Source organism: Pseudomonas sp. Irchel 3E20, assembly GCF_900187645.1.
Lineage (GTDB): Bacteria > Pseudomonadota > Gammaproteobacteria > Pseudomonadales > Pseudomonadaceae > Aquipseudomonas.
Genome location: NZ_FYEE01000007.1, coordinates 177,059 through 189,596, shown reverse-complemented (window position 1 = coordinate 189,596; position 12,538 = coordinate 177,059). Strand labels below are relative to the sequence as shown.

Sequence of the window (12,538 nt, the reverse complement as noted above, 5' to 3'; positions counted from 1 at the left end):
CCTCGCTTACGCATCCGGCACGGCCTGGAACGGCGACTCTTTATCCGTGCGCTCCTTGTTGCCCCAGGCAGCAATGCCGACCTTGAGCGCATAGAACAGGATGCTGAAGACCACCGCCAAAAACAGCGCCGTGAGCGTGGCGTTGGTGTAGGCGTTGTAGATCACGTGCTGCATCTGGTCGATGCTCTTGGCCGGGGCCAGGATCTGGCCGTTGGCAAGGGCATCGCTGTACTTCTTGGCCAGCGACAGGAAGCCGATCGCGGGGTTGGCGTCGAACAGCTTGATGAAGCCTGCGGTGGTGGTGCAGATCAGCAGCCACACAGCCGGCAGCATGGTCACCCAGATGTAGCGTTGGCGTTTCATCTTAATCAGCACAACCGTGGCCAGCATCAGCGCGATACCCGCCAGCATCTGGTTGGAGATGCCGAACAGCGGCCACAGGGTGTTGATCCCGCCCAGAGGGTCGATCACGCCTTGGTACAGCAGGTAGCCCCACATCGCCACACAACCGGCGGTGGCGATCAGGTTGGCGGTCCAGGATTCGGTGCGTTTGAGCGCTGGCACAAAGGAGCCGAGCAAGTCCTGGAGCATGAAACGCCCGGCACGGGTGCCTGCGTCCACGGCGGTCAGGATGAACAGAGCCTCGAACAGAATCGCAAAGTGGTACCAGAATGCCATGGTGTTTTCACCCGGCAGGACACTGTGCAGGATCTGCGCGATACCGACCGCCAGGGTTGGCGCGCCACCGGCACGGGCCAGGATGGTGGTTTCACCGATGTCATTGGCCACCGCTTGCAGCGCTTCGGGGGTAATGGCAAAGCCCCAACTGCTGACGGTTTGCGCCACGCTGACCACGTCCGAGCCGACAATCGCGGCCGGGCTGTTCATGGCGAAGTACACGCCCGGCTCGATCACCGACGCGGCAACCATGGCCATGATGGCCACGAAGGACTCCATCAACATGCCGCCATAGCCGATGTAGCGCGAGTGCGCTTCGTTGGCCAACAGCTTGGGCGTGGTGCCCGAAGAGATCAACGCGTGGAAGCCCGACACCGCGCCACAGGCGATGGTGATGAACAGGAACGGGAACAGCCCGCCCTTCCATACCGGCCCGGTGCCGTCGATGAACTGGGTCAATGCCGGCATTTTCAGGTCGGGCATGGTCACCAGGATGCCGATGGCCAGGGCGATGATGGTGCCGATCTTGAGGAAGGTGGAGAGGTAGTCACGCGGGGCCAGGATCAGCCACACCGGCAATACTGCGGCGACGAAACCGTAGCCGATCAGCATCCAGGTGATCTGGATGCCAGTGAAGGTGAAGGCCTTGGCCCACACCGGATCAGCGGCGATCTGCCCGCCCAGCCAGATAGAACCCAGCAGCAACAGCACGCCGATGATCGAGATTTCGCCGATGCGGCCCGGGCGGATGTAGCGCATGTAGATGCCCATGAACATCGCGATCGGGATGGTCGCCATCACCGTGAAGATGCCCCATGGGCTCTCGGCCAGGGCCTTGACCACGATCAGCGCCAGCACCGCGAGGATGATAATCATGATGAGGAAGCAGCCAAACAGGGCAATGGTGCCCGGGATGCGGCCCATTTCCTCACGCACCATATCCCCCAGGGAACGGCCGTTACGGCGGGTGGAGAGGAACAGGATCATGAAATCCTGCACTGCACCGGCCAGCACCACGCCGGCGATCAGCCACAGCGTGCCGGGCAGGTAGCCCATTTGCGCGGCCAGTACCGGGCCCACCAGCGGCCCCGCGCCAGCGATGGCAGCGAAGTGGTGCCCGAAAAGAATGTGTTTGTTGGTCGGCACATAGTCCAGACCGTCATTGTTGAGCACTGCGGGGGTAGCCCGCCGGGGGTCCAGTTGCATCACGTTGTTGGCGATGAACAGGCTGTAGTAACGATAGGCGACCAAGTAGATGGCCACTGCCGCGACCACGATCCACAAGGCGTTGATCGCCTCGCCTCGGCGCAAGGCCACGACGCCAAGGGCGCACGCTCCGACGATTGCCAGCAGCAGCCAGGGTATGTGGCGTAGCAGGCTATTATTGTTTTTCATTTTTTTATTCCAGCCAGGGTGGACAGAAAGACAGCCCTCGGAGTTTAGCGCGGCCGGCCTTAAAGGCCAGCCCCCTGCTTTGGTCTTGAGCCTTCATTTGTGGGAAAAAACCACAAATAAGCGGCTGGTCTATAGTCTTCCCACATCCAGAGGGTTGGGCCATGAGCGAAAATGCCGCAGATCGCCGCCGCTTCAAGCGTATCGCCTTTAATGCCAGGACCGAACTGCGCCAGCAGGCTCGCACCTGGAGCGTGCAATTGCTCGACCTATCCCTCAAAGGCCTGTTGATCCAGCGCCCGCAACCCTGGCAGGGCGACCCTGGCGAAGCCTTCGACGTCGATATCCACCTCGCCCCCGACACCCCCGTGCACATGCGCGTGCGCCTGGCCCACGACGACCACGGGCAATTGGGTTTTGTGTGCGAGCACATCGACCTTGCGTCCATCAGCCACCTGCGCCGCCTCGTCGAGCTGAACCTGGGCGACCCGCAGGAGTTGGAGCGCGAGCTGGGTGCGTTGATCGATATCCCCTGAGCGCGCTGCGACACCACACCGCAGGCGGGCTTTTTACTTATCCGGGCCGATCAGGCTAAATAGCGTGCTTGAACGTCCACCTCACTGGATCCCACCCATGCCCCGACAACGGCTAGCACTTGCCTGGATCGCCTGCCTAGCAGTGCTGTTCAACCTGCTCGCCATGCCGATTTCCGGGGCCATGGCGCAAAGCGCCAGCGGCGCGGCCAGCGAGCAAGTGATGTGGGGCAGCTTCTGCTCCTCCAGTGGCACCAAAATGGTGGCGATGTCGTTGGGCAGCCTGGAGCAAAAGGCCCCACAGAACGACGACCACTCCAACATGCAGCACTGCTGGTGCTGCTCCGGATCGCCGCCGCTGGTGGCTCTGCCCGGGCATGTGCCGCAATTGCACGTCACCCGTTTGGAGCCCGCCCAGGGCCCGGCGCCCACCCTGCTTTCCAGCCCCACGCCGCGCCAGCAATGGCCCAGCCTCAATCCGCGCGCCTCTCCGCTGGCCTGATTCAACCTCGCAACCATCCTGCGTCCTGAATCGTCCCGGAGTACCGACATGTTGAAGAAAACCCTGTTGATGGCCGCCCTGTTGCTGCCTGCCTGCTTTGCCCATGCCCACGAGTACACCAGCGGCGAACTGCACATCGCCCACCCGTGGTCCCAGGAGCTGCCGCCCAACGCCCCCACCGTGGCGGCCTATTTCGTCATCCACAACAACGGCAAGAACGCCGACCGCCTCCTAAGCGTGACCTCGCCCATTTCCGCCAAGGCTGAACTGCACGAACACGTGAAGCAGGGCGACCTGATGAAAATGCAGCAGGTACCCAACGTGGTGATCCCCGCCGGCGGCGAGGTGACCTTCGCCCCCATGGCCTACCACGTGATGCTGTTGGAATTGAAGGACCGCAGCCTGCTGGCCGACGGCAAGCGTTTCCCGCTGACCCTGCGCTTCGAGAAGGCCGGCGAAGTCACGGTCGATGTCGCCGTGCAGAAGCAGGCGCCCGCCGGCAGCGGCGAACACGTCCACGCCCAGTAAGCCAACGCCGATAGCCGCATGAACACCGTGCGCACGCCTCGTGCCGGGCGATCCCCTGCGCGCCACGACTCCCTGAGGGTCCGGCGCGGCAGTTGGATCAGCCTGTTCGCCATGCTGATGATTTTCATCGGGCCGCTGATTTCCCAAGCGATGCCGATGAATCACGCCATGCCCATGCCCGCGCATCAGGGCATGGATATGGCCGCGCAAGACCCGGCCTGCCACGACGCCACCGCCGCGCACCACGCCCCCGCCAAATCCCCCGCCCAGCCGCAGATGTTGTGGGAGAAGTGCGGCTACTGTGGCCTGCTCTACAACTGCCCCGCGCTACCCGGCAGCATCGCCTTCAACCTTTTCGACAGCCCTCCCCCCCTGGCTGTTACCACCCCCGCACCGCGCCTGGGCCATGCCCGGCAGGCCGTGTTTCCCGGCGCCCGCAGCCGCGCCCCACCCATCGTCGCGTAAACCCAAACCCCACTTATCACCCGGCCGACTGTAGAAAAGACAGCCGCAGGCTGCTGGCCGTGTGTTGTTTACGACTGACTCGATGGAACCTCTATGTCCAGGTTTTCTGCTGACACACGCAACCGCTTCGCCCTCAATCACCCGCGCCTGCGCTTGACCCAGGCCATTGCGCTGTTCTGCGGCACCCTGCTGGCGCCCTGGGCCCTGGCCGGCGAGCACGATGAGCACCTGCACCCGGCCACCGAACTGAGCCCCACGGTGATTACCGCCATCGCCCAAAGCTCGCCCCTGACCGTGGTCACCAACCCCAAAGACCCGCGCCAACCGGTGCCGGCCAGCGATGGCGGCGACTACCTCAAGACCATCCCCGGCTTTGCCCTGGTGCGCAACGGCGGCACCAACGGCGACCCGGTGCTGCGCGGCATGTTCGGCTCGCGCCTGAACATCCTCACCAACGGCAGCATGATGCTCGGTGCCTGCCCAGGGCGCATGGACGCGCCGACCTCGTACATTTCCCCGGAAACCTACGACCAATTGACCGTGATTAAAGGCCCGCAAACCGTGCTCTGGGGCCCCGGCGCCTCGGCCGGCACCGTGCTGTTCGACCGCCAGCCCGAAAGCTTCGGCGAACTGGGCACGCGGGTGAACGCCAGCATCCTGGCCGGCTCCAACGGGCGCTTCGACAAAGTGGTCGATGCCGCTGCCGGCGGGCCTTTGGGCTACGTGCGGGTGGTCGGCAACCAAGCCCACTCCGACGACTACAAGGACGGCAACAACGACACCGTCGAATCGCGCTACGACAAATGGAACGGCGACGTCGCCCTGGGCTGGACCCCCGACGCCGACACCCTGTTGGAACTCACCGCCGGGCGCGGTGACGGCGAGGCACGCTACGCCGGGCGCGGCATGGACGGCTCGCAGTTCCTGCGCGAAAGCCTGGGCCTGCGTTTCGAGAAGTCCAACCTCGGTGAGGTGCTGGACAAGGTCGAGGCCCAGGTCTACTACAACTACGCTGACCACGTGATGGACAACTACAGCCTGCGCACCCCGTCCGGCACCGGCATGATGGCCGGGCCCATGGCCTCCAACGTCGACCGCCGCACCCTCGGCGCGCGCATCAAAGCCACCTGGCGCTGGGCCGATGTGCAGTTGATCGGCGGCCTCGACGCCCAGACCAACGAACACCGCAAGCGCGCCGCCAGCGGCATCGACACCTACAAGAACCTGCCCCGCGACAAAGACGCCGACTTCCACAACTACGGCGTGTTCGGCGAACTGACCTGGTACGCCGCCGACCGTGACCGCCTCATCAGCGGCGCACGCCTGGACCGCGCCAGCGCCAAGGATTTCCGCCAGAGCACCGGTTCCGGGATGATGGCCCGACCCAACCCCACCGCCGACGAAACCCGCGCCGACACGCTGCCCAGCGGCTTCGTGCGCTTTGAGCACGACCTGGAGGACAGCCCCACTACCCTCTACGCAGGCCTCGGCCACGCCCAGCGCTTCCCCGACTACTGGGAGCTGTTCTCGCCCAACAAAGGCCCGGCCGGTTCGGTGAACGCGTTCGATGCGGTCAAGCCGGAAAAAACCACCCAGCTCGACTTCGGCCTGCAATACAAAAGCGCCGACCTCGAAGCCTGGGCCTCGGGCTACATCGGCCAGGTGCGCGACTACATCCTGTTCGACTACACCCGCGGCATGATGGGCATGACCTCGCGGGCCGAGAACATCGACGCGCGGATCATGGGCGGTGAACTGGGCGCGGCCTACAAGCTGACGCCCAACTGGAAAGCCGACGCCACCCTGGCCTACGCCTGGGGCAAAAACAGCAGTGACGGCTCGGCCCTGCCACAGATGCCGCCGCTCGATGCCCGCTTCGGCCTGACCTACAGCCAAGACACCTGGAGCGCCGGGGCCTTGTGGCGCGTGGTCGCGGCGCAAAACCGCATCGACCAGAACAAAGGCAACGTGGTGGGCAAGGATTACGATAAAAGCTCAGGCTTTGGCGTGTTCTCCCTCAACGGCGCCTACCGCATCAACAAGCAGTTCAAGGTCAGCACCGGGGTGGACAACCTCTTCGGCCAGGCCTACGCCGAGCACCTGAACCTGGCAGGCAACGCCGGGTTCGGTTACCCGGCCAACGACCCACAGGCCCTCAACGAACCGGGCCGTACCTTCTGGACCAAGGTGGATATGAGTTTCTAGGCAAAAGCATCGCGGGCAAGCCCGCTCCCACAGGGGCAATGCACCCCAACGGTGGGAGCGGGCTCGCCCGCGACAGCCCCACCACCGATTAAAAAAAGATCTATGCCCGTGCGGAGCACCCTGATGAGTCAACCCAAGATTTCCTTCTACAACCTGGCCTGGCGCTGGCATTTCTACGCCGGGCTGTTTGTCGCCCCGTTCATGGTGATGCTGGCCCTGACCGGGATCATCTACCTGTTCAAGCCCCAGCTCGACCCGCTGCTGTACGCCGACCTGCTCAAGGTCCAGCCCGGGCAGCACCTGGCCAGCGCCGACGAACAACTGCGCGCCGTGCGCAGCGCCTACCCCCAGGGCCACGTCAGCCAGTACCTGCCGCCCATTAACGCCGAGCGCAGCGGGCAGTTCGTGGTGCACAACGCTGGCCGCGAATTGAACGTGTTCGTCGACCCCTATCGCGCCCAAGTGCTGGGCGAGCAGGACGCCAAGTACAACCTGCAAGCCGTGGCACGGGCGATCCATGGCGAGCTGATGATCGGCACCCTGGGCGATCGCCTGGTGGAACTGGCCGCCGGTTGGGGCATCGTGCTCGTGGTGTCGGGCCTGTACCTGTGGTGGCCGCGCGGCCAGTCGTCGGCGGGGGTGTTGTGGCCACGCCTGAACAGCCGTGGCCGCCTACTATGGCGCGACCTGCACGCAGTCACCGGGTTCTGGGGCGCGTCCCTGCTGCTGGTGATGCTGCTCAGCGGCATGACCTGGACCGGGTTCTGGGGCAAGCAGTACGCCGAGCTGTGGAACCGCTTCCCGGTGGCGATGTGGACCGACGTGCCCACCTCCGACCAACAGGCCCGCGAGCTCAACACCGCCACCCGCCAAACCGTGCCCTGGGCCATGGAAAACACGCCGATGCCGATGTCCGGCGACCACGCCGAACACAGGGCCCACGGCGCCGGCGAAACCGCCCCGGCCGCCCCCACCGTGAGCCTGCAACAGGTGCAGGACATCGCCACCGCGCGCCGCGTGGAGCCGGGCTACAGCATCACCTTCCCCACCACCGCCAGCGGCGTGTTCACCCTTGCCGTGTTCGCCGATGACCCGCGCAACGACGCCACCTTGCATGTGGACCAATACACCGGCCGGGTCCTGGCCGATGTGCGCTGGCACGACTACGGCCCCGTCGCCCGCGCCACGGAGCTGGGGGTGATGCTGCATGAAGGCAAGATGTTCGGTGCGCTCAACCAGATCATCGTGCTGCTGATTTGCCTGATGATCCTGCTCAGCGCGGTGAGCGGCGTGGTGATCTGGTGGAAGCGCCGCCCCCAAGGGCGCCTGGGTGTGCCGCCACTGCGCCACGACTTGCCGAAATGGAAAAGCGCCATGGCCATCATGCTGGCCCTGGCGCTGATCTTCCCGCTGGTGGGCGCCTCGCTGATCGCCCTCTGGGTGCTGGACCGCCTCCTGCTCTCACGCTGGAACCGCGCCCAGTCCTGACGCCGCCGTCGTAGCAAGCGGGCAGCCCCGCTTGCTACAGGTTAGAGTTCATCGCGGTCGCGGATGGGCTCGTCCCAGGGCTGGGACAGTTTTAGCTTGAGGTCCTGGGATATCAGCCCGCGCCGACTCCAGAACGACCCGGCCCGGAGCACCCGCAGTTGCTGGCGGCCAGCCAGCAGCGACAGCACCTCTGAAATACGCGGGACTTTGGCCGGGTTGCTGCCTGGCGTCCACTGCCGATGTTCCATCAGCACCTGATCCTCGGCACGGGTGTAGTCGGGGGTGAACTTGATAAGCGCCCCATCAAGGGTGGACAAGTAATACATATCGAGCTGACCACCCTCCTCCCGATCACGGCCGTGGGTGTACAAGTCAACGTTGCGCCAAGACGCAAAGTTGCGGCGCAGCCCCTCTTCGCCCGGCGCTGGCGGGTACTCCTCGGCGGAGCGGAACAACTGATACGCCGCCACCATCTGGGTGCCCTGCGGGTAAATACGTTCCAGCCCGGACTGCTTGCGCAGGAAGAACCCGAGTATCGAGGAAGCACTGGCGCGAAACTCCACTTCCACCATCGGCGCGGTATAGGAGTAAAACTCCTCGCCCACGCGGTAGCGCCGCAGGCGGATGGCACTCAGGTACTGGCCCTGGGGGCTGCCCTTGAAGATGCGCGAGCAATACAGCACCGCATCATCCGCGTCATTGAACACCGGCCCCATGACAAAGTCGGTCCTGGGCAGTGCCTTGACACTGCGCCGCTCGCCCGGCAGCCAATCGGCCGTCACCAGGCCATAGCCGTCCCAGGCGGCGCTGGGCAGCAGGATCTGCAACTGGCCCTTAATCCCCAGCAGGTGGACCAGCTCCAACAGCTGCAGGCGGCTCTGCTGCAACCGCTCTTCCAGCGCACCGATTCCGGCCAATACCGTGGAGTCACCGTCGAAACGGTACTTGAGCAAGGCACCGTCGGCAAAGGACAGGTACAGCGGCAGGTATGGGCCAGCGGCCGCAGGCGCGCAAATGCGCAGGCCCTGGACGACCCTGACGGGCCGCACAAAGCTGTTGTGCAGCGGGTCATCGACGCCCGTGATGCTCTGGTCCGGCGCGGCGAAATAGAACCCCGCCAGTTCGCAGCCATGCGGCACCGCGCCCTGGGGGAACACCTGATGCAAGTGGGTGAAGTTCTGTCGCGCCAGGGGCAGCGTCACCATGTACTGGTCGCTGGCGGTGACCCGCAGGAGATAGCCGCCCTGCAACCACTCGCGTTCGCCCAGAGACTCCAGGGCATAGCGCACCGCATCATCGGCCTGCATGAACAGCGGGCTGAACACCGGCTCCTGGCTGGCCTGAACGATATCCAGCGGCAGGGGGATGCTCGCCCGAGGCACGAAGTTTTTGTCAACGATGCGCGGCGGGCCCCACACCGGGCTGGCTCGCAACACCTGGAGCTGGGCAGCGCCAGCCAATTCGCGGACCCAGTCGGCCGGTTTGAGCATGCCGCTGTCCAACTGCTGCGCGACCCGATTGCCCCAGGGGCCGTGCCCTGCCCCGGCGGTGGGTGATAGCCGCGCTTTGAGCAAGGCCTCCTCGGCCCGCCCGTCGAGCGTGAGGTTCAAGAGGCTGCCATCGGGGCAAAACAGGTACTCGCTACGCCGGTCACGGGCGTCCTGGTGAAACAGGCTCGCCACACGCTGCGCCGAGAACAGGTTGATGTACAGCTCACGCTCCACCTCGGGCAGGTTCACCGCTGGCACGGGCCGCAGCCGGGAGCAGTAGCGCGCGGCAATCTTGAAGTTTTCCGGGAAGGTCTCGCCCCCCTCTTTGATGGGAAACACCCAGGTCTCGTCAAAGAGCTCGCAATTGCTGGCCAGCGGTTCGGTGGCAAAGAACAGGCCGTCGCTCTGGCGCTGCAGGATGTAGCCGCCATAGATCCGCGAGCGTTCCCGCCCGATCATGCGCCCGGCATGCCGTGCCGCGTCGTCGACGTGCTTGAAACCCGGGCCGAGCCAGCGCCGCAGGTAGTCGGCATAGGGTGTCCAGTGCACGGTGACGTCGCCCTCGCGATCCCAGCACTGGCCCTTGACCAGCACCTTGAGGGCCAGCTTGCTCGCCACCTCGCGCACAAAACCGGCAGCGGTCAGCTCGCCGCTTTTGAGCTTCACCGTGACTTCGGCCAGGCTGATGACCTGCGTCGAGGCGGCCAAGTTCTGGTCAAAGCGCAACAATGCACCGTCCTGGGTCGCGACAAATACCGGCAAACCGCTGGGGGACTGCCCCGCCGCCCTACGCCGAGCTTCGTACAGTACATCCAGCAACACCGAAGGCCGCAGGAAAAAGTTCTGCAACCAGGTTTCAGGGTCCCTCAGCCCGGAGGCGGTACCGGGCTGGAAGTAGCACAACCCGTGGAGCTGATACTCACCCGGAAAACGGTAGTCCCCGCTGCGGTGGGTACCTGGGCCTTGCACATCGAACAGGCTTTGCAGCGAAAACATATGGTTGCGCCCGGTCACCGTGACCCACTCGGTGGCCACGTACCGCCCCTCTTGGCGGCGGTGCTTCAGAACAAAGGCAAAATACCGGCCGGCGCTCGGGCGCCAACCTTCAAGACGCACGAGGGCTTCGCTGGCGGCGGCCTCGGCACTCTCGCACACCCGCCCCAGGATAGCCGGGCGCAACAGCTCTCGGCCCGGGACCGGGCGACCTGCGCGCCAATCCTCCTCCACCCGGCCGCGTTCACCCCACACGGGGTTGCCGCGGATCACCCATAACTCGCCGACGCGCACCAATTGGCGCACCAACTCCTGGGGCTTGAAGCCGCGCACCGGGAGCTGAGCGTTGCCACCGTTGGCCTTGAGCAAACGGCGGTGCAACGCGTTAAGGGTGCTGGCGTCGGGGCTGCGCGTGAAGCGAATCAGGCTGTCGTGGGCCCCACTCAAGTACGCCGTTGCCTGGCCGCCGATGATCGACAGCACCTGGGCCTCGGAAAACAGCTGCGGGTCGAGCACGGCATCCTCCTGCGACCATTGCCAGCGCGCTATCCGGTCCGGGTTGGCCGCTGCGGGGAGGGGGTGCACGCCCACGCGGGCATAAATGCCATAGCCCTGGGGAGGCACCAGCGGCCCTTTGCCCCCCACCGGGAAGAACAGGGGCGAGGCGAACGGGTCGCTGTCACTGGCCAACAATTGGGTGGCGAAATACTGGTTGTCGCCATTGCGCAGGATGTAGCCGCCATAAAAGCGGTCGCGGTACCTGCCCACCGATTCATGGGCATGCATCGCCGCATCGTCGGCCGATAGGAAGGGGCCTTGCAACACAGGCGCCAGGGTACCGGCCAGTATCGCTTGGCCGTCCGTCATCATTCCTTCCTCGCGCCACAACGCACCGCGTTGCTCCACCTGCAACTGGCCCACGCCCATCAAGCGGCGCACATAGTCGCGGGGCGTCAACTGGCCAGCCTGCATCGCAGCCTGGGCACCGTTGTCGGTGAAATGACCCTTTGCGTCCCGGTCAAACAAAGGCTGCGCGGCACCGGCCGGCGGCAGTTTGAAGCTCAGCAGCGAACCGTCCGAAGGCGCCACGTACAGCGTCAGCGCCTCGTCCGGCACTTGCAGTGCCTGGGTGGCGACCCTTTGAGTCATGGCCGCGGTCAGTTGGGCCGGGGCGAAAAAGCTGATGTACAACCATGCTTCGATGGGTGGGAAGTCCCGCGGTTCGGGCCGCGAGCGGTAGTAGATGCCGTGCAGGCGAAACTGCGACGCCAATCGAAGGCCGCCGTCGGCCCTGGCCGGAAACAGGTTGGCAGGGGCAAATGTCTCACTGCCCGCGGCAATGGGCTGGGTGGCGATGTACTGGTCACTTTTGAGGTACTTGAGCACATAACCCCATTGCAGGCCTTCGCCCGCATTCGCCAGCGCCGCCGTCACCGCGTCGCCGGGGCGCGGGCAGGTGTGGGTGAACAGAGGCAAATCGCTGGTAACCGGCGCCTCGGGCGTTTCAAATACCCGCCAATCCGCCGTCGCCTGGCCCACCCAACCGCCCCATACAGGGCAAGGAATAAGGAATTTCAAGGTGCCCAGGGAGGCCATTTTTTCAATCACTTTATCGGGCGGCTCGTAGATGCCCGCAGGGTCGTTGGGCGGGCGACCGGCGTCTATCCATTGCGCCAACTGATGCTCGGCCTGCGAGCCGCTGGGGGCGTAGCTGATGAGCGAATCGTCGGGGCCGGACAGATACGCATGGGGGAACTGCAACCTGTTCTGGACAATGAACACAAAGTCATAACCCGAGAAGAAGTTGATATGCGGCTTGATGTACTGGTTGGGTAACCCGGGGTTGGTCTGTTGCACCAGTTCATGGGACGCGGGATGGGAATGGTAAAAGGCCACCAAGGCATAGCCCGGTGGCGCCAGCAAGCGGTGCTGCGCGTCCACGTTAAGCACCGTTCTCAAACTGAAGGTGAGTTCTTTGCCGACAATCGGGGTGGTGGCGTAAAAGCGGTTGTCCGCACTGAGGATGACGCCGCCATATTCCTTTTCGCGCTTGGTGCCAATCTGGCGGTGCGCCCAGTAGGCGGCGTCTTCCTCTCGAATGAATGGCGGGCTCAAGGGCGGCAACGTGACAGGAGCCGCCACGGCGGCGCGTTTTTCTCGCGGTAGATGGTCTTGCATACATGACCTCGGGTCCAAGGGTGGAGGGCCGATGTGCCTGAACCGACTCAGGCCATCGGGAGCGTCCCGCCATTCTCAAAGACCCC

8 protein-coding genes are annotated in these 12,538 nt (G+C 64.7%); 6 read left to right on the top strand and 2 right to left on the bottom strand.

Going from position 1 to position 12,538, the window contains the following annotated elements:
* Positions 1–6: 6 nt before the first annotated feature.
* Entirely contained in the window at positions 7–2,073 is a 2,067-nt protein-coding gene (locus CKW13_RS15135) for a carbon starvation CstA family protein (protein ID WP_095109432.1), read from the bottom strand.
* Between the two features lie 161 nt (positions 2,074–2,234).
* On the opposite strand from CKW13_RS15135, the gene CKW13_RS15130 reads away from it, so the two are divergent.
* The 6 genes from CKW13_RS15130 to CKW13_RS15105 all read left to right on the top strand — a co-directional run bounded on the left by CKW13_RS15130 (position 2,235) and on the right by CKW13_RS15105 (position 7,791).
* Entirely contained in the window at positions 2,235–2,606 is a 372-nt protein-coding gene (locus tag CKW13_RS15130) for a PilZ domain-containing protein (protein ID WP_095109431.1), read from the top strand.
* A gap of 97 nt (positions 2,607–2,703) precedes the next feature.
* Positions 2,704–3,105, top strand: a complete 402-nt coding sequence (locus CKW13_RS15125) for a DUF2946 domain-containing protein (RefSeq protein ID WP_095109430.1) — start codon at positions 2,704–2,706, stop codon at positions 3,103–3,105.
* Between the two features lie 48 nt (positions 3,106–3,153).
* Positions 3,154–3,633, top strand: coding sequence for a copper chaperone PCu(A)C (locus CKW13_RS15120; protein ID WP_095109429.1), 480 nt, complete (start codon positions 3,154–3,156; stop codon positions 3,631–3,633).
* An 18-nt stretch (positions 3,634–3,651) separates the two neighbouring features.
* Positions 3,652–4,098: a DUF2946 domain-containing protein gene (locus CKW13_RS15115; protein WP_095109428.1), complete on the top strand. Its 447-nt coding sequence runs from the start codon at positions 3,652–3,654 to the stop codon at positions 4,096–4,098.
* A 93-nt stretch (positions 4,099–4,191) separates the two neighbouring features.
* Entirely contained in the window at positions 4,192–6,303 is a 2,112-nt protein-coding gene (locus tag CKW13_RS15110) for a TonB-dependent copper receptor (RefSeq protein WP_095109427.1), read from the top strand.
* A 123-nt stretch (positions 6,304–6,426) separates the two neighbouring features.
* Positions 6,427–7,791, top strand: a complete 1,365-nt coding sequence (locus CKW13_RS15105; protein WP_095109519.1) for a PepSY domain-containing protein — start codon at positions 6,427–6,429, stop codon at positions 7,789–7,791.
* A gap of 41 nt (positions 7,792–7,832) precedes the next feature.
* Here CKW13_RS15105 and CKW13_RS15100 read toward each other — a convergent pair whose 3' ends face one another.
* Positions 7,833–12,452 (bottom strand): DUF4329 domain-containing protein, encoded by a 4,620-nt coding sequence (locus CKW13_RS15100; RefSeq protein WP_095109426.1) that lies wholly within the window; start codon positions 12,450–12,452, stop codon positions 7,833–7,835.
* Positions 12,453–12,538: the final 86 nt, after the last annotated feature.

Coding starts and splice junctions, on each gene's coding strand:
- CKW13_RS15135 (WP_095109432.1), bottom strand. CDS start 2,073: ATGAAAAACAATAATAGCCTGCTACGCCACATACCCTGGCTGCTGCTG.
- CKW13_RS15130 (WP_095109431.1), top strand. CDS start 2,235: ATGAGCGAAAATGCCGCAGATCGCCGCCGCTTCAAGCGTATCGCCTTT.
- CKW13_RS15125 (WP_095109430.1), top strand. CDS start 2,704: ATGCCCCGACAACGGCTAGCACTTGCCTGGATCGCCTGCCTAGCAGTG.
- CKW13_RS15120 (WP_095109429.1), top strand. CDS start 3,154: ATGTTGAAGAAAACCCTGTTGATGGCCGCCCTGTTGCTGCCTGCCTGC.
- CKW13_RS15115 (WP_095109428.1), top strand. CDS start 3,652: ATGAACACCGTGCGCACGCCTCGTGCCGGGCGATCCCCTGCGCGCCAC.
- CKW13_RS15110 (WP_095109427.1), top strand. CDS start 4,192: ATGTCCAGGTTTTCTGCTGACACACGCAACCGCTTCGCCCTCAATCAC.
- CKW13_RS15105 (WP_095109519.1), top strand. CDS start 6,427: ATGAGTCAACCCAAGATTTCCTTCTACAACCTGGCCTGGCGCTGGCAT.
- CKW13_RS15100 (WP_095109426.1), bottom strand. CDS start 12,452: ATGCAAGACCATCTACCGCGAGAAAAACGCGCCGCCGTGGCGGCTCCT.